Here is a 23,766-nt window from a genome sequence, read left to right on the forward strand (position 1 = left end):
TTGCACCTCCTTTAAACTAACTTGTCACAAACCATCAGCAACAAACCAACCATGCTTGTTAAAAGCAAGGGAAACCAATATAGAGATGCTATCTGGTCAACCTTTAGTCTGGCAAACGCAACCCTAACCAAGGTTACAGAAAAAGTAAGTAAAACTAAAACCTTAATCCAGAAAAAGAGAAAATCCAAAATATAAGCACCCATTCCTGAGATTCCTAAAATAGAAGAGAGGTTCCATGGAAAAAACAAGTTAACAATTAAAGCGGTCATTCCTATAGTTTTAACACCATCAGCTATATAAAATAGAGCGTAATTCTTACCAGAGTACTCAACCATCACTCCTTCAGCTATCTCAGTTTCAGCTTCAGCAATATCAAATGGAATCTTCCCAAGCTCTGCTGGAGTAACAACAAGTATAGCTATTAGTATCAAAAGAGCGCCAAACACACCTAAAACTCCCAAATTAGACCAAATTGGTTTAAGTACATAAGTATATAGTGAAAAGGAAGGGAGATCCGGAAAGGTTTTCGAATAATACCAAGCTAAAGCTATAATAGCAGTAGCTAATGGGAATTCATAACTCATCAAAAGAACCATTTCTCTTTGGGCTCCTACTGTAGCAAAGGGAGATCCCGATGCAAAGCCACCAGCAACGATTGCTATAGCAGCAACTGTAAAAATGTATATAATTAAAATTATATCTCCTCTATCTCCCAAAAGCGGTGGTAAGCTTCCCATCGGTTGATAGAAGAAAAGGCTAATCGAGGCAAGCAAGGCTAACCAAGGAGCTCCGTTAAATATCCAAGGGACAGCATTTTCTGGAACGATGTTTTCCTTTTGTAAAAGCTTTATAACATCATAGAAGGGCTGAATTATAGGCGGTCCAAATCTAGCCTGCAACCTAGCAGCTATTTTCCTATCTATACCTTTGTAAAGGAGCCCCACAAACATAACAAAAATAGAAAGAAAAATGGTAAGAAGAATCTTTAAGGCTAACATTTTTTCCTCATCCTCCTTGTTTTTTCAACGCTCATCTTATGCAACTCTTCATGAGTCAGTATCTCTTTTCTACCGGAAGGATAAACAACCGTAACTCTATTGAGACAAGACATACAGGGATCAGTTGAAGCCACTATTATAGGAATATCAGCCACTTCAGCATCTTTAAACATCGGAACCCACGGTAGCAAGTTGTTATACGTCGGGGCCCTTATTTTCCAAACCGCTAGATTTTCACTACCAGCGACTATCTTAACATAGTGAACATCTTCACCTCTTGGTCCTTCGTGCCTACCTACTCCTTCCCCTTCTCCTTTCTTTATGAGATTAAGAAGCTTAACAAGATTCTTTTCATAAACTATGTCTCCTTCAGGCATCATGGTTAACGCTTTATCTATAAGATCTATAGACTGATCTATCTCAAGAAGACGAACCACAGTTTTATCGTAAACATCTCCTACAATCTCACCTGTATATATGTCTGGAGTTATAGCTTTAACACCAATATCTGCATAAGCAATATAAGGCTGATCTTGACGAATATCCTTGGGCACGCCTGAAGCCCTCAAAGTTGGTCCTACAGCACAAAGAGAAAGAGCGTCTTCCTTACTAAGTATACCTACATTTCTTGTCCTCATCATGAAAGTAGGATCCTCAAGAAGTAAGACCTTTATTCTCTCCGAAAGAGTCCTATAGTAATCCAGCGATTTCCATATTTCACGACGGAGCTCCTCATTTATGTCCCTTCTAACGCCCCCTATTTGAACTATAGCATAGTTAACCCTATTCCCAGTGATTTTTTCCAACAGATCCATAACGTTCTCCCTGATCTTCCACAATAACATAAACGCAGAATCAAATCCGACTTCATGCGCTGCAACGCCAGCCCACAATATATGAGAGTGAATTCTCTCAAGCTCAGCCACAATCAATCTTATATACTGAGCTCTCGGGGGAACCTCTATATTAAGAGCTTTCTCAACAGCAAAAGCCAAAGCCAAAGCATGCGTAACGGAACATATACCACAGATTCGCTCGGAAATATAAAGGCACTGTATAGGATTCCTTCTTGTTCCTATCCACTCTATACCACGATGAGCGTGTCCAGCGTATATCTTTACGTCTTTAACTCTTTCCCCCTCTATTTCAAAATGAAACTCTATAGGCTCTTTTAGGGCAGGATGAATCGGCCCTACTGGAACACTATACCCATAGCTTACTTTTCCCATACTTTATAGTCACCTCACTCGTTAACCTTTCTAATCAAACTTTGAGGTCCTTTTTCATCCTTTCTCCATGGATAAATCCCTTCAGGAAAATCATCAGCAAGAAAAACATGTTTTCTTTCCGGAAGGTTCTCATACACAACTCCTATCATTTCTTCCTTCTCCTGCTCTGTTATCAAAGCACCTGGAATAAGATGACTTATAGATGGTAATCTAGGATCGCTTTTAGGAACCTTAACCTTAACATTTATTTGGAGCTCCCTGCTAAACTCTCCCCCATATATAGCAAAATGATATATAACTTGAATATCCTCTCCAATATCCTCAGCAGAAGCAACCATAGAATGAGGATACTCATCTAGCTCTTTAAGTATTGATACAAACCTCGGTAAAGCGAATGGCTTAATTTCTAACCATATTTCCTTATTTTCCAATTTTTTTACTCCAGCATTCCAGGTTTTTATTTCACCATTTATAAAATCTTCCCCTAGTCTTTCCTTAACAAGGGAGATTATCTCCTTCGCTTCAAGAATTTTCATCTCTAAGCTGCCACCTCCTCACCCCTACGTAGCTTCTCAAGCTTTACCCATGCCTGAACAACACCATAAACTATAGCCTCAGGACGTGGTGGACAACCAGGAACATACACATCAACGGGTATTATTCTATCTATAGGACCCCATATATTATATGACTCGTAAAACACGCCACCGGTAGAACCACATCCTCCAACAACCATAACAACTTTGGGATCAGGTATCTGCTCATAAATTCTCTTCAACTTATCAGCCATTTTATGAGTTACGGGACCTGTAACAACTAAAACATCAGCATGACGAGGTGAACCGACAAGCCTTATACCAAATCTCTCAGGATCATGACGAGGCATCAAAGCCGCCAGTATCTCTATATCACAGCCATTACAGGAGCCGCTATTAAAGTGGAATACCCAAAGAGATTTATGGAAATACTCATTTATCATCATTCAACCCTCCCTAAACAAGTAATATTACAAGACCAATTATCATCAACATACCAACAAGCCAACCTACATAATCAGAAACATCACCTGTATGCATTTCTATAAGAGGATCATAATAACCCTTTAAAGCCTCAACGAATCCCCAATATATGTTACTTGCTCTTACGTGAAGCTCACCCTTTTCAGGAGTAGGATTACCGCTTAAAAAGGGCTTTACCTGCTCTGTTCCTTTTTTGTAATCGCTTCTTCCCTTGCTCCATATCCAATAAACCAAGAGAGAGGCCAAAATCATACTCACAAGCCAAACTATAGGATCCCAAAAACCCTGTCCTGTATATATAAGAGTCATTATTACATCCCTCCCAATATCTTAGATACATATGTTGTCTGATCTACCAACGCTTTAGCAGCAGGATCAACAATCGCCTTAACTATAAGCTCGGGGAAAAGCCCAAAGAATACAACCACAAAAGCGAGAATTCCCATACCCACAAGCATGCTTGAAGGAACCTCCTTTAACTCCTTATATTCTGGTAATTGAGGTCCAAGAAAAGCGCTCTGGAAAATTTTAACGAAAGAAGCAAGAGTTAAGACGCTAACAATCATAGCCATTATCGAAAGTATAGGATTAAATTTATAGACTGACTCGTATATCATGAGCTTGGAGGCAAAACCATTAAAGGGTGGCAAACCCGCTATAGCCGCAGCTCCAATGATAAAATAAACAGTAGTCCATGGCATATTATGAGCTAAACCCCCAAGCTTGTTTAAATCCCTCGTACCAGCTCTATAAAAAACAGCACCTGCTGTTAGAAAAAGCAATCCCTTATACATAGCGTGATTTATAATGTGAAATATTCCGCCCTTCATAGCCATAAGCCCATAATCCTTAAGCTCCATAGGATTGCCGAGAACAGCCAAACCAACACCAACTCCTAAAAGCATGTAACCTGTCTGGGAGATAGCATGAAAAGCCATAAGCCTTTTTATCTCCTTCTGAACAAGGGCCATAGTAACACCTATAAACATGGATAAAACTCCAAATATTATAACTATCCAACCAACTGTAAGCGTGGACATCTTGATCCCAAATAGACTAAAGCAAGTTCTAAACAGACCATACAAACTTGCCTGACTAACGCTCACTAAAACAGCAGTAACCGAAGCGGGAGCCTCAGCATAAGCATCAGGTAACCACATATGAAGCGGAACAGCACCACACTTTAAAGCAAGGGAAACTACAAGCAAAATTAAAGCAACCTTATCGGCCCAAGAAAACTCCATCTTTTTAGCGATAGCAGCAAAATTAAGAGCATCATACTTACCATAAAGAAAACCAACTGCAACAAGTACAAACAATGCCGCCAAGCTACTTACAATCATATATTTTATAGCTGCCTCTATAGATTCTGCTTTGTAATATCTAAAACCTACCAAGGCTACAGAAGCTATAGAAGAGATCTCAAGGAAAACGAAGAAGTTAAATATATCACCAGTTAGCTCCATACCAAGCATCCCAACAAACATTAAGAGAAACAGAACATAATATTTATCCCTTCCGGTTTCTCTGCTAGTGTAAGCCATCGAGTAAATAGCACCAGCAAGCGCAGCTATGCTTCCTGAAAGAGCCATAAAGGCGCTCATCCCATCAACCTCAAATATAATTCTTATAGGGAACTTCATACCTGAGGGGAGTACTAAAGAAGGTAAAGCAGCACCAAATACATAAACTTGAGGCCCTAAAGCTGCAACCCTTCTCATAAGAAGAATCATCCCGATAGTAGAGAAAACCAAGGAAGCTATAGCCACACCATCTTGAATATATCTATTCCCAAAGACTTTATTAATTAACGGGATTGCAAAGGCAGCAAAAAGAGGAATAGCTAACACCAAAATAGGTAGATGCTCCATCTTCCATCACCCTTTCAATTTTCTTAATTCCTTAACATCCAAGGTTCCATAATGCTTATAGGCCATAACAATTAAGCTCAATAACATCGCAGTTGTAGCAAGACCGATGACGATAGCGGTTAATGTTAGAGCCTGAGGAGTAGGAAGAACCATCTTTTTTCCAGCAGGCGCCATTGTGTATATAGGAGCAACTGCTCCCTTAACATACCCAAGAGTTATAAGAAAAAGGTTTACCGCCGCCTCCACTATGGATAAACCTATAGCTATTTTAATCAAGTTTCTGTTAAACAATATTGCGTAAAGACCTAAGGCTAACATTATACCAACAACAACGAAGGGCATATACTTCACCTTTTATGCACCTCGCTTTCCTCTTTATTAAATGGTTTCAAGTATGCACCAAGAAACATAAAAAATAGAATCATACTTATACCACCAAAAACCTCAAGTCCAACAGCCATATTCATCGGAGGAAGAGTCCCAGCAGTATTCAAATCGCCATCATTTATCCCTAAAGGAACTGGGTTTCCAAAAACTCCTCCAGAGTTAGCTATAAAGTTATAGAAAAAGGTAGCCCCTATACCTAAGAAAGCTATAGATATAAATAGTATTAGCCCCCCACTTTCTGCAACAGAGAAGAAGGAATCCTTATATTTCCTAAGAAAATCCTCCTTAGAGAAAGCTACTAAAAAAAGAGCTGTTGATGAGGCTATGACTGCACCTCCCTGGAAACCTCCTCCAGGTGTTAGATGTCCATGAATAACAACGTAAAGTCCAAAAACTATGATAGCCCAAAAAGTTAAAGCTGTTATAGTCTTAACTATCTTAGACATGCTCATTTTCTCACCACTCCCCTAAAGGTAGCAGCCACCCCAATAACCGCTGTAAAAAGAACTGTAGCTTCTCCCAAGGTATCAAAACCACGGTAATCAAAAACTATTGATGTAACAACGTTATTAGCAGCACACTCTTTCTGAGCATTTTGAATAAAGTAATCATCCATGTCACTTTGAAGCGGCTCCCCAAAGGGGTGAATGGTTGTCAAACCCCAAATTAATATAAGAGAGAAAAATAAAAAGCTAACCCATTTCAAGGCATTTCCCATTTTCTAATCCCTCCTAACTCCTCTTAAGGCAAAGATAAAAATCGCAGTAGTAAGGCCAGCTCCAATACCAGCTTCAGCTATCGCAACATCCGGAGCATGAAGAAGATAAAATTCTAAGGAAAGCACTAAGCTCATAGCAGATAGAGCTATAACTGAAGCAAGTAGATTTCTAAGAAAAACAGCAAGATAAGCCGCAATAACCAAAATTATCAACGTAAAGAAGTGAGCCCAATATTCTATACCCATCTTTCACCACTTCCCTTCTTTCTCCGCAAGCTTATCAACTACGGCCCTCTTAGGCATGACACCACTTCTATGAGCCGCCCTTGCTATAGCATGAGCTCCCGTAGGGTTAGTTAAAAGCAAAGCTATAAGCGCAAGTATAGCGTGAATAGCAAGAACACAAAATCTTGCTTCACCTGTACTAATCCATTTACTAAATCCGTAGATTATTACCCCAAGAGAGGTAAATATAGAACCAAAAGTTGTAGCTTTAGTAGCACCATGCAAACGAGTGTAAACATCCGGAAACCTATAAAGAGCTATAGCACCGAGACCATTAAAAGTAATCCCTACTATCAAACACAGTATAATGAGCCCCGACATATCTAAATCCCCCTTTCTAAGTAACGAGCTATAAACAAAGTCGCTATGAAAGAAAGAAGAGCATAAACTATAGCTATATCCACGTAAATAACAGAGTCAAAAGCAGCTCCAAAAACTATCATTGCAGCAACAACATAAGTATTAACGGTATCTAAACCTACAACCCTATCTGGAACAGTAGGTCCCAATGCAGATCTCCCTATAGCCAAGAAACTAAATATAACTAAAAACACACCTGTTATCATAAACCATACGCTCAAATCCATCATTCTATTATCCTCCTTGCCCATTGGGGAAAATCTCCACAAATCTCTTGAGGTTCTGGTTCAAGATTTTTAACGTCGATCCAGTGAACATAAAGTTCGTTTTCATTCTCATCCACATCTACACTTAAGGTACCAGGTGTTAACGTTATAGAATTAGCTAAAAAAGTTAAAGCCATGTCTTTTCTAAGCCCTGTTTTGATCTTAACTATACCCGGATTTATATTGCCTGTAAAAACTCTAATTGCCACATCTATATTAGCCTTAGCCATAGCTATAAAGAATGGGACAAATAAATAGTACAAAAAGAGCACCCACCTATAAGGGTTTAAAAGAGTAGCAGGAATATATTCTCCAAAAACCTTACCTCCAGCCAAACCAGCCACAAACGCAACTGGGATACCGATCACGAGTTCACCCAAACTCCACAAACCAATATCTCCACTCCCAATCGTTAGAACCAGATAAAGTAGATAAGATAAAATTGTGACGGCTATATAAGATCCCACTTAGACCATCCCTCCTTCCAAGGAAGCTTCCGAAGCTTTATTTTATCACATTTTCTCGAAAAGAGAAAAAGAAATTTGCTTTAAAAGTTATACAAAACTGCCCTTACCAATCAAAATAACCTTACCACCAACTAAAACTTCTATTTCTTCTTCTTTCCTATTAGTTTTCAGGAAAAGAAGAGATGGCCTTCTAACCTCGTATCCCTGCTCAACTTTGATATTGATTTCATCACTTCCAAAATACTTATACTTAGAAAGATATGCCGCTAAACATCCATTAGCACTTCCTGTCGCAGGATCCTCAGGAACACCATAATAATAGGCAAAAACCCTGACACTTAAAGAAGTATCTGGTCTCCTTGTTTCTGGACAAAAAGCTAAAATAAGCTTCGCGTTAAGTTTTTCCACTAAGGAATTATATTTATCCACATTTACTCTAATTCTCTTCAGTGCAAGCAAGCTTTTCAATGGAACTATTAGAGCAGGAAGACCAGTTGATACCTCTTCTATAGGAAATCTCTCATCTAAATCTTCTACAGCTAATCCTAAAACATCTACCATAACACTCTTTTCAACTCTTTCACCGAAAGAAGGAGATCTTTGCCTCATCCACAAAACTTTTTCACCTCCACTTCCTGAAAAGAAAACAGGTATTTGCCCAACTTTTAGATTCAAGATTACTCTTTCAACCTCCCTCTTTATAATTTCCTGTTGAACCACAAACGCAGTTCCTAAGGTAGGATGACCAGCAAAGGGAACCTCACACTCTGGGGTAAAAATTCTAACATCATAACTACCACTCTTCTCTTGTGAAGAAACAAAGGTGGTTTCAGAATAGTTCATTTCCCTCGCTATAAGTTGCATTTCCTCAGGAGGTATATTCTCAGCATCAAGAAAAACAGCAAGCTGATTCCCCGAGTATTTATTTTCAGCAAAAACATCAACTATGAAAAAGTTTTTAACCATAATCCATACCTCCCTTAAGAAAGCTATCAAAATGATAGCACAAAAATTTGATTTAAAAGTTGCTTTCGGAAAATTGACAGACTTTAAAAATTAACCTATTATGAAAAAAAACCTCTCATAAAAAGGAGGCTTTACAGCATGATTGAAGAAAAAAAGATTAATTTCAAAAAAAGGTTCATCGATCTTAAAGAGGAAGAAGAACAAGCATTAATGGAAGCAAGTAGCTTTTTTGATAAGAGAGTTTCAGAATTAAGCGAAAAGCTCTTTTCCCACCTATCTCGCCTAGGAGAAAAAAGCCATTTTAAGCTGAAAGAAGACTGGAGGGAAATAATAAATGAGTATCTTAAAAGTCTCTTTAAAGATCCTGTAGACGATGCTTACCTTGATAAGAGAAGCTCCCTTGGAGAAAAAATTTATAATAAGGGTATAGCAATAGAAGGCTTCATAGGCATTTATAACCCAATAATTAAAGCCATACTTGAAACAGCTTTTGAAGTATATAGAGAAGAAAAAGAAAAAATAATTCTCCTAATAGCTTCTATCTTTAAGAGAATTAACCTTGATATCCAATTAATCGTAGAAGAATATATGAATTTGATAGGCAAGGGAATAGCTGAAGCAAGCGAGGATCTTAAAAATATAGTTAAAACCATATATAAGATCGCAGGACAGACAAAGTTAATAGCCTTAAACGCAGCAATTGAGGCTGCTCGAGCAGGAACATCAGGAAAAACCTTCACCGTTGTTGCCCAGGAGATAAGTAAATTAGCAGCTTCCTCAGCAAAGGCAGCTGAAGAGGCTGACGAAATGATAAGAAAGCACTTAGAGAGCTTTGTTAAAGGTTGGGAGTAAATATAAATGGATGCAATTCAGATATCAGAAGAAAAACCTCCCAGTCTTATACTTGCAATATGTTTGGTAACCCTAGGAATACTTTCAGAAATAATTTTGATACCAGTGTTTTCAACACTAACATCAGATTTACCAATCTTTTTAGAGAAGAAAGAGTTAGTCAAATCAATTAACTTAATTACCTTATCGCTATTTATAAAAATAGCAGCAGGAATTCTACAACTAATACTTCTATACTCTTGGAGTAAAGCATTAGAAAGAAACATTAAAAACACTATGTTAGTTTTCCAATTAGTATACGAAAATATTAATGAAGACAAAAGAGGAACTCTATCCCTCTTTTTATTTAGGCTTTCTCAAATGAAAATAAACTCTTGGGCTTTTCCCATTTATGCGTTTCTTTATGCTTTTGGAGCTATAATTCCTGTATTAAATGTAATGAATATACCAGCATTAATATTCTTAGCCATATACTTACACTCGTTATTTTCCGTGAGTTCTGACCTTTCAAAGTTTAAAAATATGATCTACTTCCATCTCTTAGGTGGCATACCATTCCCAATACCAGAAATAAGAGAAAGAAACGTAATAGTAGTTGCTATACTTTCCATCATAACACTCAATATATATTGGCTTTACCTCCTGATAAAGCTCACCAAAGAAATATCAAATTTCATAAACGCCGATATGAAAATAAGAAAACACTTAACAGAGACTTTAAAATAAAGAGGGGATCACCTTTTAAAAGGTGATCCCCTCTTTAGCTTACCGCGTTATTTCTAGACAGTTTCCCCACACATTTTAAGAACGAAGTTCCATTCCCTATCTACATGCTTCTGTATTTCATCAATAAGATGTCTTTTTTCAGGAACAAATAGGTGACGGAACCTTCCCTGAATTTTCAGGAATTCTTCGATAGGTTTTTTCTCCTTAGGTTTGTAAGAAAGCTTCCACTCGTCATTGATAATTTCAAACACAGGCCAGAAGCAAGTGTCAACAGCAAGCTTACAGAGTTTAATCATATCTGCAGGATCTACCCTCCAGAACCTTACGCAAGGAGCAAGGACGTTTATAAAGGCAGGTCCCGGTGTCTCGATAGCTTTCCTTACCTTATTAACCAGATCTAGAGGGTTATGTAATGTAGTTTGAGCAACATAAGGTATATGATGACCAGCAACTATAGCAGTCAGATCCTTTCTCCACTGTGTTTTACCAGGTATAACTTTTCCAACAGGTGCAGTAGTTGTATCAGCACACATCGGAGTTCCTCCGGATCTCTGAGCCCCTGTATTCATATAACCCTCATTGTTATAGCATATGTATAGGAAATCATGTCCTCTCTCAAGGGCTCCAGAAAGCGACTGAAGTCCTATATCGTAGGTTCCACCATCACCGCCAAAAGCCACAAACTTCACATCTTTGCTTATCTTACCCTTCTTTTTTAGAGCCCTATAGGCAGCTTCTACTCCAGATATCGTAGCAGCAGCATTCTCGAAAGCGCTATGAATCCAGGAAACTCTCCAAGCAGTATAAGGGTAAATAGTTGTAGAAACCTCAAGACAACCCGTAGCACAAGAAACCACAACAGGCTCATTAATAGCGAGCATGGTTAGTCTGGCCGTTAAAGCTGCTCCACAACCAGGACACAATCTATGTCCATAAACGAACTTTTCTTCCCTTTTAAGAAGGTCTCTAACAGTTAAAGGCATCAAAGCACACCTCCTTATTCCCTAACCCCGAGATACTTCTCTTCCTTGGATATATTACCATTCATCAAATCCTCATAAACGCTTCTTATAAGAGATGGAGGAGTATCTCTTCCTCCAAGACCATAGATATAAGATGCTAAAACAGGTTTCGCCTTTACATCATAAAGTGCAGACTTTATTTCACAGAAGAGAGGAGCTTCTGCACCTACAGAGTAAGCCCTATCTAAAACAGCCACAGCCTTCTTACCTTCTAGAAGACGAGATATTTCTTCTTTGGGGAACGGACGATAAAGTCTTATCTTAAGTAGACCAACCTTTTTACCTTGAGCCCTTAATTCCTTAACAACATGCTTTGTAGTTCCAGCTGTGGAAGACATAACAACTATTACATATTCAGCATCATCCATGTAAAACCCCTCAACTTTAGGATATTTTCTACCTGTAATTTTAGATAGCTCTTCAGCTACCTCCTCGTAAGCCTTCGGAACATGCTTCATTGCCTCAAACTGTTGACGTTTATGCTCAAAGTAGTAATCAAAAAGATCAAGAGCTCCATAAGTCTTCGGATTATCAGTATCAAGTAAAGGATTCCAAGGCTTAAACTCCCCTATAAACTTCTTAACCACCTCATCATCTAATATCTCAACAGGTTCAACTCCATGAGAGGTTATAAACCCGTCTTGGCAAACCATAACAGGTAAACGAACATCTTCACGCTCTGCAAGTCTTATAGCCAAGATGGTATGATCGTAAACCTCTTGAGCTGTTTCACTATAGATCTGGATCCAACCAGAATCCCTCTCCGCCATTGTATCAGCATGATCACAATGTATGTTTATAGGAGCAGAAAGAGCTCTATTAACCACACCCATAACAATCGGTAGCCTTAAGCCAGATGCTATATAAACTACCTCGTGCATCAAAGCCAAACCCTGAGCAGATGTAGCAGTCATAACCCTTGCACCTGCAGCAGAGGCTCCAACGCAAGCCGACATAGCAGAGTGCTCACTCTCAGCAGTGACAAGCTCGGTATCTACAAGACCGTCGGCAACAAATTCAGCAAAGGTCATCATTATCTCCGTCTGAGGAGTTATGGGATAAGCAGCAACCACATCAGGGTTAATTTGTCTCATAGCCTCAGCAAAGGCTGCATTACCAGTCAAAGGTATTTTCTTTTTCATTTCTTCTCACCTTCCTCAAAAAGTGACTCCGGTTTCATCTCTATAGCACTTTTTGGACAAATAGCAGCACAGACTCCACAACCTTTACAATAATCATAATTTATACCACTTACCTTATTGTCCCTTACAAGAATAGAGCCATCCGGACAGTGAAGCCAACACATAAAACAATTTATGCATTTATCCTTATTCCATACAGGTCTTATACTTCTCCACGTCCCAGTTTTATACTTAATGCTGTTTCCCGCTTCAAGTATTACACCCCCAGGCGGGAGTTCCTTCCAACCCTTAAGACTCATTCTCCCTGCACCTCCTCATAGCCACGGCGCATGGCCCTTAGATTCGCTTCCACTCTCTCAGGAGTAAGTCTCCCCTCAAACTTACTTCTAAAATGTTCCTCAAAGCTTCTAAGAGGAACTTCCCCTATTATCTTAGCAAGAGCCCCAAGTATCGGCGTATTAGGGAAATTAACTTTCATTTCCTCAAGAGCAATCTTAGTAGCATCAACAACATAAACTTTCTGAGACTTCAAGCCTAATTTTCTCTTCACATCAGCAGGAGTCAATGTGGTATTTACAAGCAGTACGCCGTCTTCTTTTAAACCCTCAGCTACATTAACAGCTGTAAGCAATGTAGGATCAATTACCACAACAATATCAGGATTCTCTACCTGACAGTGAAGTAAAATTTCCACCTTACTTAACCTATCAAAGGCTTTCATAGGAGCTCCCGACCTCTCCGCGCCATACTCAGGAAAGGCCTGAATGTGATATCCCTGCTCAAAAAACACCTCAGCTAAAATCTGGGCCCCTGTTTTAGCCCCTTGGCCTCCTCTACCATGCCAACGTACTTCAATGAGCCTCTCCAAGACCTTCACCTCCCAACCTTAAGCCAAATAAACCCTTAGTATTATACCCTTACAACCCTAACTTTTCAATCTCTAAACCTCTTCGACAACAAAATCTATCAAATGTTTGGTTTCATTAAGTAAAACCAAGGTGAAACCTCTTTCCCTTCTATACTCAACGATACTATAAGAAGCCGTGTCAAAATGAAACTTCCAGAAATAAGGTTTCTTAACCTCAAACATAGCTGCAAAGAGAGGTTTCAAAACTGCCCTATGAGTAACAATAGCTATCGTTTCCCTCTCATGCTTCTCAAGAATCTTTAACAAGGCAGAAAAAGCTCTTTCTTTAACGTCATCTACCTTCTCCGCCCCAGGAATATTCAGATCCTCTGGAACTGTAATCCAGATTTTCCATTCGCGTGGATACTCTTTTTCTATCTCCGTTTTAACCCTGCCCTCCCAAAAGCTAAGAGAGATGTTATTAAAACCTTCCTCCACTATGGGAGTTAAATTATGAGGTTCTCCTATTATCTCTGCGGTTTTTAATGCCCTTAGAAGAGGGCTCGTATAAATCGCATTAATCTTAAATTTCTTTATCTCATCTCTTAGAAGTTCAGCCTGTTTTATTCCATTTTTGTTTAAAGGAAAATCTATTCTTCCCCTAAAAAGACCTACTCTATTACCCTCACACTCACCATGTCTCACAAAAATAAGGGTGGTTTTCACAGCTTCACCTCCCTACATACAATGAATCTCTTTCAAAATTATATCAGTTTTTTCTTAAAACAGGTAGCAATTTATGACCTTCTGGAATAATATAAGTAGAGGGGTTAGGGCCAAGCAAACTCTTAGCTTCCTCTATTCCTTTCCTCAAGCTTCTTACCGGTTCCATACCCATTTTTTTAACCTCATCTTCAGGCAAATTAGAGATAAGATAAACCTTAAACTTTTCCGCTATCAGCGCCATATGAAAAGCCATATGCCCACCTATAGTATAATTTTCTCTTAAAGCCATCTCTCTTTCCTTACTATCTCGATAATTAACAAGGGTTTGATAAAAATCCTCATTACCTATGCCCTCTCTACATTCAGATAAAAGTATTATGACCCCTCCCTCTTTAGTAGCTTTTTCTGCGTTATAAAGTGTTTTATAAGTTTGATAAAGATTTATATCTTCAGGATAACCGCCACAAGAGATTATCGTAAGTTCAGCAAGCTCTTCTATTTCAACACTACAATACTCATTATAGAGTCTTGCGCCTTCCTCATGAGCAGCCACATAATCTCCTGCAACAACATGAGCTATCTTTCTTTCTGGATTCACAATAGTGTTAATAAGAAAAGCCGGCTTTATAAAGCTTGCTACCTCAAGAGCATCTTCGCTTACTCTGTTACCACGCATTACACCTGAACAAACTGATGGATCAAGACCTTTACCAGGTTCAGGATGAAGAGCAAGCCCGTGATTTTTCATTATAGAGTCCCTTGAGGAAACACCAGGCATTATCGATTTTTTCCCTCCACCAAAACCATATAAGAAGTGATGAACTATTCCACCAGTTAAAATGACCTTGTCAGCTTCAAGAAGTCTCCTGTTTATCTCCACAGGAGTTCCATAGCTTGTCTTTCCAAGATAAACAACTTCCTTTTTGTTTCGAGCACGATGGTTATATATTCTTCCTTTAAGAAATGCGTAAGCTTCCTTCCCGAGAATTTTTTCAAACTCTTCCTCAGTATGATCCCGATGATCACCATTAGCACAAATAGCAAATATATCTTCATCTATAACACCAGCGTTCTTAAGTTCCTTCAAAATAAACGGCATAAAAACATGATGTCTAACCCAAAGTCTCGTCATATCGCTAAAGAGAATGCATACCTTTTCTCCCTTCTTAACTATTTCCCTTAAAGGAGCAGAGTTTATAGGTTTAGTAAGGGCCTCTATAACTGGTTTTTCTTCGCTCTGATGTTTTGGCATTTCCTTGGGCTCTAGGATCCCTATTATATTATCCAACTCATAATCGAACTCTATAAAACCATTTCCAAATGCCAAGCCAAAAGGTTTTTTCATTTTTTTTTCGCCTCGCTTTTTAAAATATCTTACCAGGATTCATTATATTATTAGGATCAAAAACTCTTTTCATCTTCTTCATCAATTCTACTTCTTTTCTTTTGGTTTCATTTAAGACCCTTTTCTTAAGAAGACCTATCCCATGCTCGCCGCTTACAGCTCCACCAAGCTCTGCTGCTTTTAAAGCTAACTTATCAAGAATCTCCTCAGAGATATATCTCCATTCCTCCAAAGATACATGCGATGGTTTTAAAGGAGCTGGGTGGAGGTTACCATCAGCTACATGAGCTGCAACTGGAATTTTAACTTTATACTCATTTGACATCTCACTCAAAAAGGACATCATATCAGGAATACTTGATGTAGGAAGAACCACATCCCCTGTGGAAACATAAGGATCAACTGCCTTAAGAGCCTCAAGCCATGTTCTTCTAACCTTCCAAATGCTTTCAGAGGCGCTTCTATTATCAGCTACAAAAACATCAATTGCTCCTTTAGACAATAATGCTTTTCCCACTTTTTCATAAATATTTTCCAATTCCGTTCTATTTTTTCCTTCCAGCTGAACTATTAAGAAAGCCTCAGCCTCGCCTTGAAACGGAAAACTCGTGTTGTTATACTTAGCACTAAGCTCAATAGAAACCTTATCTATAAACTCTAAAGCTGATGGAAGTTCTTTACTTTCCATTAGGATCAAAGGCACGCTATCTACAGCATCCTCTACCTTCTTAAAAGGAATCAATAAATCTACCGTTTTGCCCGGTAATGGTATCAAGTTAAGGTAAATTTTAGAAAACACCGCTAAGGTCCCTTCAGAACCTACTAACAGCTTCACAAAGTTATAACCGCTTGAATCCTTTCTTCTTTTACCTCCAAATATTACAACCTCCCCATTAGGAAATACAGCTTCTATTCCTAAAACATGGTGTCCCGTACTTCCATATTTTATTACCTTACTCCCTCCCGCATTTGTCGCCACATTTCCTCCTATAAAACTTGTCTCAACGCTCATAGGATAACCTGCATAATATAATCCCTCCTCCATAACTCTCCTACACAAGTCGTTTGTTACAACCCCTGGTTCAACCACAGCAACAAGGTTCTTCTTATCCACCTCTATAACTCTATTCATCCTTTCCAAGGAAAGAACTATTCCACCAAATAGAGGGATGCAACCTCCTGAAAGTCCACTTCCCGCGCCTCTTGGAGTAACAGGTATCTTTTCCTCATTTGCCAATTTCATTATCTCTGAAATCTGCTCAACCTTTTCAGGTTTAACAACTACATCAGGCATACGAGCATAGTATTTGAAAGCCGATTCATCATGAGAGTAGGCCTCAAGAGCATCTTTATCTTCGTAAATAACCCCTCTTTCTCCAACTATCCTTATCAACTCCCTAACAAAGGAGGGAGTAACCTTCCCAAATTCCTCAATCATACTATCTTCCCTCCTTATAACTTTTAAGCCTCTCTATTAAAAGAGGAACCACTTCAAACAAGTCTCCTACTATTCCAAAATCACAAACCTTAAATATGTTAGCCTCAGGATCATTATTTATAGCAACGATCGTCTCAGAGGAGGACATACCAGCAATATGTTGAACAGCACCAGAGATCCCTATAGCCATATAAAGCCTTGGGCTAACCGTCTTCCCACTTAAACCTACCTGATGAGGATAGGATACCCATCCCATATCAACAGCAGATCTCGAAGCTCCTAAAGCCCCTCCCAAGAGCCTAGCAAGCTCACGAACCATCCCAAAGTTCTTCTCGCCTTTAAGTCCTTTACCACCAGATACAACTACATCAGCCTCCTGAATGGGAGCCTCCAACGAATTATCTTTAATAAATCTAACAAATCTTACTTTAGACTCATAAAGGCTTTCAGGATACTCCTTTAATATAATTTCCCCAGAACGAGATGTATTCCTTGACAGTGGTTTCCTCGATCTAGGTCGAACGGTGGCCATTTGCGGTCTATGATTGGGAGTTTTAATAGTAGCCATTACATTACCCCCAATAGCTGGTCTCGTTTGAAGAAGAAGCCCCGTCTCAGGTTCTATATCGAGTCCAGTACAATCAGCTGTAAGGCCAGTCCTTATTCTTGCAGCAAGTATAGGCATAACAGTCCTGCCAACTGTAGTTGCCGAAGCAATAAATATCTCTGGGTTAAACTCTTTTACCAGTTCCTCAAGAACACGGGCATAAGCATCAGGCTTAAAACGCTCAAGGAGAGGATGATCCACAAGGTAAACTTTATCAGCCCCTCTATATATTAACTCCCTTACTTTATCCTTTAGCCCACAACCTATAATAACACTTGAAAGCTTAACACCAAGCTTGTCTGCAAGCTCTCTACCCCAATTTAAAAGCTCATAAGAAACAGAGCTTATTTCGCCCTCCCTTTGCTCTCCAAGAGTCCATACCTCCCTAAGTATTCCAGATTCGTTCATCAAAATCCCTCCTATAATATTCCCTTACTTTCAAGAAAAACTATAAGCTCACTAACTGCCTTATAGGGATCCTTGCCAGAAATGATTTTCCCACCTCTTGATAACTTAGGATAAAATATTTTAACAACTCTTGTAGGAGAACCCTCTAATCCTATTAATTTCCTATCCAGGTTCAGCTTTTCCACTGTTAGAATCGGAATCTGAATCTCCTTAGCCCTAAGCTTTCCAGAAAGATTAGGTAATCTCGGTTCATTTATTTCTTTTACTACACTTAACAATGCAGGTAAATCCGTTTCAACTACCTCATACCCTCCTTCAACTACCCTCCATACCCTTATATATCCCCTTTCGAGCTTTTCTATTTTACTTACATAAGTTAGAGCTGGAATTCCAAGAAAAGAGGCAACACTTGGTCCAACCTGACCAGTTTCCCCATCTGTAGCTCGTTCGCCACAAAATATAAGATCGAATCCTCCTAGATACTTTATGGCTTCTGAGAGAGTATAAGCAGTAGCCCATGTATCAGATCCTGCAAGAAGCTTATCGGAAATAAGATAACCTTCATCACAACCCATAGATATAGCATCTTTAATAGCATCAGCTGCCATAAGTGGTCCCATAGATATCACGGTAATCTTGGCATCTCCACCCATACGCTCTTTAACTCGAACGGCTTCCTCAACAGCATACATATCTAATGGGTTAAGCTCCGCCTCCATTTCTGTTCTTATCATGGTTCCAGTCTTCTCATCCATCTTTACCTTATCCGTCGCAGGAACCTGTTTCACCAATACACAAATTTTCAAGGTTCTCCCCTCCCAATCCCCTTAATTCTCTTAAGCACATTTTCTATATGCTCCCTCATAAGCTCTTCCACTTCCTCAGCCTTTTTCTGACTAACGAGACTTATGATCTCTTCGTGATCTTTAAGAGAGCTCTCCATAACCCCAGGAACATAAAGAGACTTAAGCCTATAAGCATCAATATAAGACATCATACTCTCAAGCACCTTTAAAAGCCTATCATTTCCGGAAAAGGCCCAGATAAACTTATGGAAACTCGCATCTAAATCAGCATAAGCTATAACATCTTTTCTCTCACATGCTAATTTCATCTCTTTCAGTTTAAGATTTAACTTCTCTATCTCAGTGATGCCACATCTACTCGTAAATAGCCTTACTGCAAGTCCCTCTAAAGCGCTCCTTATTTGAAAGACATCCTCTATATCCTTCAAGGAAATTTCAGCCACAAAGGCACCCTGATTGGGAAGAAGTTCTACCAATCCTTCCGCGGCAAGACGATGAATAGCTTCTCTCACCGGTGTTCTACTTGTGCCTAACTGAGAAGCAAGCTGAGACTCTACCAATCTACTACCTCCTTTAAGATCCCCTTTTAAGATAGCCTCCTTAAGAATCTCATAAACCTTATGATTCAGCAGATCCCGTCTTTCAACCTTCCGTAGAGATATTTACCATCACCTCCCTGTGGTATACTGTATACAGTATACCACAAGCGGCTTAAAAAATAAAGCTCACCTTAAAAGATGTATATTTCCTATAGCAACGTTTTTCAAGCCCATTTTTATAGCCACATCATAACATCTATAAGCTAGCTCTTTAGACGTTAATGGCAAATCACTCATATAAAAATGGGGGTAAAAAGCAAGCAACCTGTAAGGGATATTCTTATCTATTTGGGCTATAAATTTAGCTATCCCCTCTACCTCTCTCTCATCTATATAACCAGGGATGAGCAATGTGCTTGCTATAAGGAGAGGAACTTGAGGTCTTCTATCTATATACTGAGCTATAAAAGCAAAATTATCGAGTATCCTTTCATTAGAAATTCCTGTTAATGCAACGTGAAGGTTTTTATCCCAGGCTTTTAGGTCAATTTTTATACAACCTCCAGAAATCAAGGAAAGCTCAATCACCCTCTTTAGAAGCTCTCTATTCATTAAGCCATTGGTCTCCCAACATATTCTTAAAATTCTTCCCTTAGTGTTCTCTAGAGTTTTTTCAGAAACTTTTATAGCAAAGGGAAGTTGAGGGGATGGATCTCCACCGAAAAAGCAAATACATGAAACTTTGAAGTTTACAGAATCAACTAGCTCTTCCACTTTTCTAGTCTCAGATCTAAGGCTAAGCTCCTTAAATTGCCAGTTCTGACAGAAAAGGCAATTCAAGCTACAGGCGTGGAAGAATACAGCTAAGTTATAATAACCATATTCAGGACCATTTTTATAAGCGTACTGAGGATAACCACAACCGGTTCCTGCAGGACATACCCAATCAGCCACGCAATTAGTAGGAAGAGGATCTAAATACCACGAAACCTTAGCTTCCTCAGATAATGGACCTATCAACCTCCCACCAATATTCCTCCTCAATCCACAAAATCCAACCTCACCCTCAGGGACTTGACACTCATTAGCACATAAATTACACTTTAACCCTAAAGGATCATGCGGAATAGGAAATGGAAGGTGGTATTTCTCTCTACTTTCCCTATGAGCTTCCTGAACAAAGGGAAAGGCCTCTTCTGGAAAATTTCTGATACAATTCAAACAAACTTTTAAAAACTTTGAAACTATGGGAAGCTCTTTTCTACATATCTGACAGATCATTTCAAAATCCCAAAAACATTTTATCATAAAGAGGTGAAAGACTTGAAGCTCTGTAAAATTTGTAAGAAAAAGTCTGTAGTATTTTTAAAGTCACATAGAATAGCCCTTTGCGAGGATCATCTTAAGAGCTTTGTAGAAAAAAGAGTGATTGAAAGCATAAAATCTTACAAAATGATAAATAATGGAGAAAAGGTTCTTATAGCCGTGTCAGGAGGAAAAGATAGTCTAAGTTTATGGCAGATATTAACAAACATCGGATATGAAGCTGATGGTATGTTTATCGATCTTGGAATACCAGGATTCTCCCAGGAATCCTGGAAAAAGTGCGAAAATTTATCTAATAAACTCTCTAGAAAGCTTTTTAAAGTAAATTTAGAGGAAATCCTAGGTATGAACTTGCTTAGTATATCGAAGTTAGAGAGAAGAGTACCATGCGCATTCTGCGGCATGATAAAAAGATATATTATGAATAACTTTGCTTTGCAAAACGGCTATAAAGTTATAGCTACGGGACATCACCTTAATGATGAGTGTTCGATTCTCCTTGGAAACATACTTAATTGGCAAGTGGAATACCTAAAGAGACAGAATCCAACCCTTGAAGAATCTAATGGCTTTGTTAGAAAGATAAAACCGCTTGTCTTATGCAGTGAAGAAGAAATAGAAAGTTACGCTAAAATTATGAACATAGATCATGTCGGTAAAGGCTGTCCGCTTTCTGAGGGAGCCACATCACACTTTTATAAAAGTATTATAAACCAAATAGAAGAAAGAATGCCCGGAACTAAGCTACGCTTTTACAAGGGTTTCTTAAAAATCAAAAATGACATTTTCGGAGAAGAAAAACCAGCTCAACTTAAGCCCTGCATTAAGTGCGGATACCCCACAACAACTGAAGTGTGTTCTTTCTGTAGACTTCTTGATAGAATAAAAGCTAAATCTCAAATTTCGAAAGAAAATCTTCAAAAGAGCGAGGAATCCTAATTCTTACATAAGAAGAGTTAAGACCTGTAAAGTTCTTACCATCAATGCAAAGTATCCCTCTTTCCTTAAAATAAAGATAAAGGTTCTCTTTCTCTCTCCACAAAAGAAAAATAGGAACGCTTAAGCTGGTTTTAGAGCAATCAAAGCCTCTATCACAAAGAAACCTTATGACTTTTCCTTTTATTTCTGCTATGTAAGCCCTGCTTTCTTCTATAAGGGATATGTTTTTTATTGCTTTTAAAGCTATTTCTTCAGAAAGGGAACTTATAGCAAATGGTAAGTTTACCTTGGAGTATAATTTTTTAAGCTCTCTACCCTTTATAACAGCGTACCCCACCCTTAAGCCTGCTAAGCCAAAACCCTTAGAGAAAGATCTTACAACTATAAGATTAGGATAATCAAGATTAATAGCGGAACTCTCATCATCGATGAAATCTCCATATGCTTCGTCTATCACAACTATAACCCCCAATTTATAAGCCTTATCTAATATAGCCCTTATACTCTCTATCGGAATTAATTGACCTGTAGGATTATTGGGATTATCTATGTAAATAAGAGCATACTCTTCAGAAAGCTTGTCCAAAAACATATCAGCATTAAACTCAAAGCCGTCTTTAGGACTTAAAGGAAGATATTCATATACACCGCCACAAATCTTAACCTCAGTGATGTACTCCGTAAACTGAGGGGTATAGCCTAAGACCAAAGAGTTTTCCTTAAGAAAGGCTTTGTTTATCTTCTCCAAACATCCCATTGAACCAGAACCTACAAAAACATCTTCCTCTTTAAAGCGATTTTTCCATCTTTCCACAAGAGCCTGTTTAAGACGATGATGATAAGGATCAGGGTAACTGCTTAAATCGAAACCTTCTAAATCTAAACCCTCTAAAATATTCTTAAATACCCCAAAAGGATTTTGCCCCAGGGAACAATCAAGCAAGTTGTTCCCTGGGCTTTCTTCTTCAACATAACTTTCCCTCTCCAAAACAAGTAAACTTCTCCTTATTTTATTTCCGGACAGATAAAAACTTACCATCCCCTTAGAAATCTTAAAACCTCATCAGAAACCTTCCCATCACGAACGTCCCTCATAGAGGACTCTATTACATCCAGAGCTCTTTCTAGTTCCTCTTCTTTTATTGTCAAAGGCGGGGCGATTCTTAAAACGTTTCCTCCCTTACCAAAGGTTACCAATATAAGTCCCTTCTCCCAAGCCCTCCAACAAATCTTAAGAGCTGTATTCCTATCGGCCTCTTTTTTATCCCTATCTTTGACTATATCTATACCTATTAAGAAGGCCACTCCTCTTACATCACCTATGAAACCAAATTCATCTTTCATCCTATTAAATTCATCTAAAGCTCTCTTCCCAAGCTTATTCGCCCTTTCAAGAAGGCCTTCCTCTTCCACAACTTCAATCGTAGCCAGAGCTGCTCTTGCATTAACAGCATGTCCACAATGCGTGAAAACAAAAAGTGGTGGAGGAACACTTTCTATTATATCCTCTTTACCAATAGTAGCCGAAATAGGCATACCTCCTCCCAAGGCTTTTGCAGTAACTATAATATCCGGAACAACATCGAAATTCTCTATAGCCCACCACTTACCTGTCCTTCCTATACCGGTCTGGACCTCTTCATCCACTAAAACTATTCCATATTTATCGGCTAAGTTTCTTAAGCCTACGATAAATTCTTTAGGAGGAATAACTACCCCAGCATCTCCCTGCATGGGTTCAAAAACTATAGCAGCAACGTCACCATCAAGTTCCTTAATTTTGCTTTCGATTTCCTCCAAAGCTTTAGAGCTCAAGACCTTAGGATCCTTGTATCCATCGATATTCCAAATATTTCTATAGGGATCAGGATATTCGACGAAGTGAACATCAGGTATAGGGAAAACCTTTCCTCTAACCTCAGGTTTAACTATACCTGTTAAAGACAAGGAACCATAAGTTGTACCATGGTAAGAATCCCTGAAAGCTATAACCTTTCTCCTACCTGTATAAGCCCTTGCAGCCTTAATTGCAGAATCGACCCCATCAGAGCCAGAAAACCCAAAGGTAACCCTCTTCTTGAAATTACCAGGAGTTATCTGAGCAAGCTTTTTAGCTAACTTAACGGGTGGCTCCTCATAGAGATAAGCGATAGTGTAGTTTAAAACTTTCTCCACCTGATCCTTTATAGCTGCTACTACCTTAGGATGCCTGTGCCCTACATTATAGACACAAGCGCTAGTTAAGAAATCTATATACTCGTTTCCATCCTTATCCCAAACTTTAGCACCCTCAGCTCTTTCAACACATAATGGATAATACTTAAGACCTGAAGCAGATGCTATATACTCATCAGAGTCTTTAACCTGCTTCAGATTCTCACTAACCTTAATAGACACATACCTCTCTACATCTTCCCACCGCATAAGAACACCCCCCATAATCAAACTTTTGATTAAAGCTCTTTTCTTACCCTCAA

General features: G+C 38.8%; 31 protein-coding genes. 3 read left to right on the forward strand and 28 right to left on the reverse strand.

What is annotated here, in order from left to right:
* Window positions 1–11: 11 nt before the first annotated feature.
* From NZ900_00220 to NZ900_00285, 14 genes are all read right to left on the reverse strand, one after another.
* On the reverse strand, window positions 12–998 hold the full coding sequence (locus NZ900_00220; GenBank protein ID MCS7232521.1) for an NADH-quinone oxidoreductase subunit H: 987 nt from the start codon (window positions 996–998) through the stop codon (window positions 12–14).
* Entirely contained in the window at window positions 992–2,227 is a 1,236-nt protein-coding gene (locus NZ900_00225) for a nickel-dependent hydrogenase large subunit (protein ID MCS7232522.1), read from the reverse strand. The genes NZ900_00220 and NZ900_00225 overlap by 7 nt, the downstream gene beginning before the upstream one ends.
* Before the next feature lie 14 nt (window positions 2,228–2,241).
* Window positions 2,242–2,763 carry an NADH-quinone oxidoreductase subunit C gene (locus NZ900_00230; protein ID MCS7232523.1) on the reverse strand — a complete coding sequence of 174 codons (522 nt, stop codon included), beginning with the start codon at window positions 2,761–2,763 and terminating at the stop codon, window positions 2,242–2,244.
* 2 nt (window positions 2,764–2,765) lie between these two features.
* Window positions 2,766–3,209 (reverse strand): NADH-quinone oxidoreductase subunit B family protein, encoded by a 444-nt coding sequence (locus NZ900_00235; protein MCS7232524.1) that lies wholly within the window; start codon window positions 3,207–3,209, stop codon window positions 2,766–2,768.
* A gap of 10 nt (window positions 3,210–3,219) precedes the next feature.
* Window positions 3,220–3,555 carry a hydrogenase gene (locus NZ900_00240; GenBank protein MCS7232525.1) on the reverse strand — a complete coding sequence of 112 codons (336 nt, stop codon included), beginning with the start codon at window positions 3,553–3,555 and terminating at the stop codon, window positions 3,220–3,222.
* A 2-nt stretch (window positions 3,556–3,557) separates the two neighbouring features.
* The gene (locus NZ900_00245) at window positions 3,558–5,117 is read right to left on the reverse strand and encodes an NADH:ubiquinone oxidoreductase (protein MCS7232526.1); all 1,560 of its coding nucleotides are present in this window, start codon (window positions 5,115–5,117) and stop codon (window positions 3,558–3,560) included.
* Window positions 5,118–5,123: 6 nt separating this feature from the next.
* The gene (locus NZ900_00250; protein ID MCS7232527.1) at window positions 5,124–5,459 is read right to left on the reverse strand and encodes a sodium:proton antiporter; all 336 of its coding nucleotides are present in this window, start codon (window positions 5,457–5,459) and stop codon (window positions 5,124–5,126) included.
* 5 nt (window positions 5,460–5,464) lie between these two features.
* The gene (locus NZ900_00255; protein ID MCS7232528.1) at window positions 5,465–5,956 is read right to left on the reverse strand and encodes a sodium:proton antiporter; all 492 of its coding nucleotides are present in this window, start codon (window positions 5,954–5,956) and stop codon (window positions 5,465–5,467) included.
* Window positions 5,953–6,222, reverse strand: coding sequence for a hypothetical protein (locus NZ900_00260; GenBank protein MCS7232529.1), 270 nt, complete (start codon window positions 6,220–6,222; stop codon window positions 5,953–5,955). The genes NZ900_00255 and NZ900_00260 overlap by 4 nt, the downstream gene beginning before the upstream one ends.
* A gap of 3 nt (window positions 6,223–6,225) precedes the next feature.
* The gene (locus tag NZ900_00265) at window positions 6,226–6,468 is read right to left on the reverse strand and encodes a DUF4040 domain-containing protein (GenBank protein MCS7232530.1); all 243 of its coding nucleotides are present in this window, start codon (window positions 6,466–6,468) and stop codon (window positions 6,226–6,228) included.
* A gap of 3 nt (window positions 6,469–6,471) precedes the next feature.
* Window positions 6,472–6,828 carry a monovalent cation/H(+) antiporter subunit G gene (gene mnhG, locus NZ900_00270; GenBank protein MCS7232531.1) on the reverse strand — a complete coding sequence of 119 codons (357 nt, stop codon included), beginning with the start codon at window positions 6,826–6,828 and terminating at the stop codon, window positions 6,472–6,474.
* A gap of 2 nt (window positions 6,829–6,830) precedes the next feature.
* Window positions 6,831–7,097, reverse strand: a complete 267-nt coding sequence (locus NZ900_00275; protein ID MCS7232532.1) for a cation:proton antiporter — start codon at window positions 7,095–7,097, stop codon at window positions 6,831–6,833.
* Window positions 7,094–7,600 (reverse strand): Na+/H+ antiporter subunit E, encoded by a 507-nt coding sequence (locus tag NZ900_00280; protein MCS7232533.1) that lies wholly within the window; start codon window positions 7,598–7,600, stop codon window positions 7,094–7,096. The genes NZ900_00275 and NZ900_00280 overlap by 4 nt, the downstream gene beginning before the upstream one ends.
* 87 nt (window positions 7,601–7,687) lie before the next feature.
* The gene (locus NZ900_00285; protein ID MCS7232534.1) at window positions 7,688–8,566 is read right to left on the reverse strand and encodes a PhzF family phenazine biosynthesis protein; all 879 of its coding nucleotides are present in this window, start codon (window positions 8,564–8,566) and stop codon (window positions 7,688–7,690) included.
* Window positions 8,567–8,704: 138 nt separating this feature from the next.
* Here NZ900_00285 and NZ900_00290 point away from each other — a divergent pair, with 138 nt between their 5' ends.
* Window positions 8,705–9,418, forward strand: coding sequence for a globin-coupled sensor protein (locus NZ900_00290; protein ID MCS7232535.1), 714 nt, complete (start codon window positions 8,705–8,707; stop codon window positions 9,416–9,418).
* Between the two features lie 17 nt (window positions 9,419–9,435).
* Here NZ900_00290 and NZ900_00295 read toward each other — a convergent pair whose 3' ends face one another.
* Window positions 9,436–9,738, reverse strand: a complete 303-nt coding sequence (locus NZ900_00295; protein MCS7232536.1) for a hypothetical protein — start codon at window positions 9,736–9,738, stop codon at window positions 9,436–9,438.
* A 40-nt stretch (window positions 9,739–9,778) separates the two neighbouring features.
* Between NZ900_00295 and NZ900_00300 the strand changes: the two genes are divergently transcribed.
* The gene (locus tag NZ900_00300; protein MCS7232537.1) at window positions 9,779–10,144 is read left to right on the forward strand and encodes a DUF4234 domain-containing protein; all 366 of its coding nucleotides are present in this window, start codon (window positions 9,779–9,781) and stop codon (window positions 10,142–10,144) included.
* Between the two features lie 53 nt (window positions 10,145–10,197).
* Here NZ900_00300 and NZ900_00305 read toward each other — a convergent pair whose 3' ends face one another.
* From NZ900_00305 to NZ900_00355, 11 genes are all read right to left on the reverse strand, one after another.
* Window positions 10,198–11,127 (reverse strand): thiamine pyrophosphate-dependent enzyme, encoded by a 930-nt coding sequence (locus NZ900_00305; protein MCS7232538.1) that lies wholly within the window; start codon window positions 11,125–11,127, stop codon window positions 10,198–10,200.
* Window positions 11,128–11,141: 14 nt separating this feature from the next.
* The gene (porA, locus tag NZ900_00310; protein MCS7232539.1) at window positions 11,142–12,308 is read right to left on the reverse strand and encodes a pyruvate synthase subunit PorA; all 1,167 of its coding nucleotides are present in this window, start codon (window positions 12,306–12,308) and stop codon (window positions 11,142–11,144) included.
* Window positions 12,305–12,607, reverse strand: a complete 303-nt coding sequence (porD, locus tag NZ900_00315) for a pyruvate synthase subunit PorD (protein MCS7232540.1) — start codon at window positions 12,605–12,607, stop codon at window positions 12,305–12,307. Before porD ends, porA begins: the two co-directional genes overlap by 4 nt.
* Window positions 12,604–13,185 carry a 2-oxoacid:acceptor oxidoreductase family protein gene (locus NZ900_00320; GenBank protein MCS7232541.1) on the reverse strand — a complete coding sequence of 194 codons (582 nt, stop codon included), beginning with the start codon at window positions 13,183–13,185 and terminating at the stop codon, window positions 12,604–12,606. The genes porD and NZ900_00320 overlap by 4 nt, the downstream gene beginning before the upstream one ends.
* 63 nt (window positions 13,186–13,248) lie before the next feature.
* The gene (locus NZ900_00325) at window positions 13,249–13,881 is read right to left on the reverse strand and encodes a histidine phosphatase family protein (protein ID MCS7232542.1); all 633 of its coding nucleotides are present in this window, start codon (window positions 13,879–13,881) and stop codon (window positions 13,249–13,251) included.
* A gap of 43 nt (window positions 13,882–13,924) precedes the next feature.
* Window positions 13,925–15,226, reverse strand: coding sequence for a nickel-dependent lactate racemase (gene larA, locus NZ900_00330; protein MCS7232543.1), 1,302 nt, complete (start codon window positions 15,224–15,226; stop codon window positions 13,925–13,927).
* A gap of 19 nt (window positions 15,227–15,245) precedes the next feature.
* Window positions 15,246–16,664 (reverse strand): FAD-binding oxidoreductase, encoded by a 1,419-nt coding sequence (locus tag NZ900_00335; GenBank protein ID MCS7232544.1) that lies wholly within the window; start codon window positions 16,662–16,664, stop codon window positions 15,246–15,248.
* A gap of 1 nt (window position 16,665) precedes the next feature.
* A complete protein-coding gene (locus NZ900_00340; protein MCS7232545.1) occupies window positions 16,666–17,679 on the reverse strand; it encodes an electron transfer flavoprotein subunit alpha/FixB family protein in 1,014 nt (337 codons plus the stop codon).
* Window positions 17,680–17,690: 11 nt separating this feature from the next.
* A complete protein-coding gene (locus tag NZ900_00345; protein ID MCS7232546.1) occupies window positions 17,691–18,485 on the reverse strand; it encodes an electron transfer flavoprotein subunit beta/FixA family protein in 795 nt (264 codons plus the stop codon).
* A complete protein-coding gene (locus NZ900_00350) occupies window positions 18,482–19,114 on the reverse strand; it encodes a GntR family transcriptional regulator (protein MCS7232547.1) in 633 nt (210 codons plus the stop codon). The genes NZ900_00345 and NZ900_00350 overlap by 4 nt, the downstream gene beginning before the upstream one ends.
* Before the next feature lie 96 nt (window positions 19,115–19,210).
* Window positions 19,211–20,305: a radical SAM protein gene (locus NZ900_00355; protein ID MCS7232548.1), complete on the reverse strand. Its 1,095-nt coding sequence runs from the start codon at window positions 20,303–20,305 to the stop codon at window positions 19,211–19,213.
* Window positions 20,306–20,347: 42 nt separating this feature from the next.
* On the opposite strand from NZ900_00355, the gene NZ900_00360 reads away from it, so the two are divergent.
* On the forward strand, window positions 20,348–21,289 hold the full coding sequence (locus NZ900_00360; GenBank protein MCS7232549.1) for a TIGR00269 family protein: 942 nt from the start codon (window positions 20,348–20,350) through the stop codon (window positions 21,287–21,289).
* Here the strand turns inward: NZ900_00360 and NZ900_00365 are convergent.
* Together NZ900_00365 and NZ900_00370 are read right to left on the reverse strand one after the other, a co-directional pair.
* The gene (locus tag NZ900_00365; protein MCS7232550.1) at window positions 21,240–22,277 is read right to left on the reverse strand and encodes an aminotransferase class I/II-fold pyridoxal phosphate-dependent enzyme; all 1,038 of its coding nucleotides are present in this window, start codon (window positions 22,275–22,277) and stop codon (window positions 21,240–21,242) included. The two genes, NZ900_00360 and NZ900_00365, sit on opposite strands and share 50 nt — an antisense overlap.
* A 44-nt stretch (window positions 22,278–22,321) precedes the next feature.
* Window positions 22,322–23,713, reverse strand: coding sequence for an aminotransferase class III-fold pyridoxal phosphate-dependent enzyme (locus NZ900_00370; protein MCS7232551.1), 1,392 nt, complete (start codon window positions 23,711–23,713; stop codon window positions 22,322–22,324).
* Between the last annotated feature and the right edge of the window lie 53 nt (window positions 23,714–23,766).

Source organism: Synergistota bacterium, assembly GCA_025060595.1.
Lineage (GTDB): Bacteria > Synergistota > GBS-1 > GBS-1 > GBS-1 > 42-11.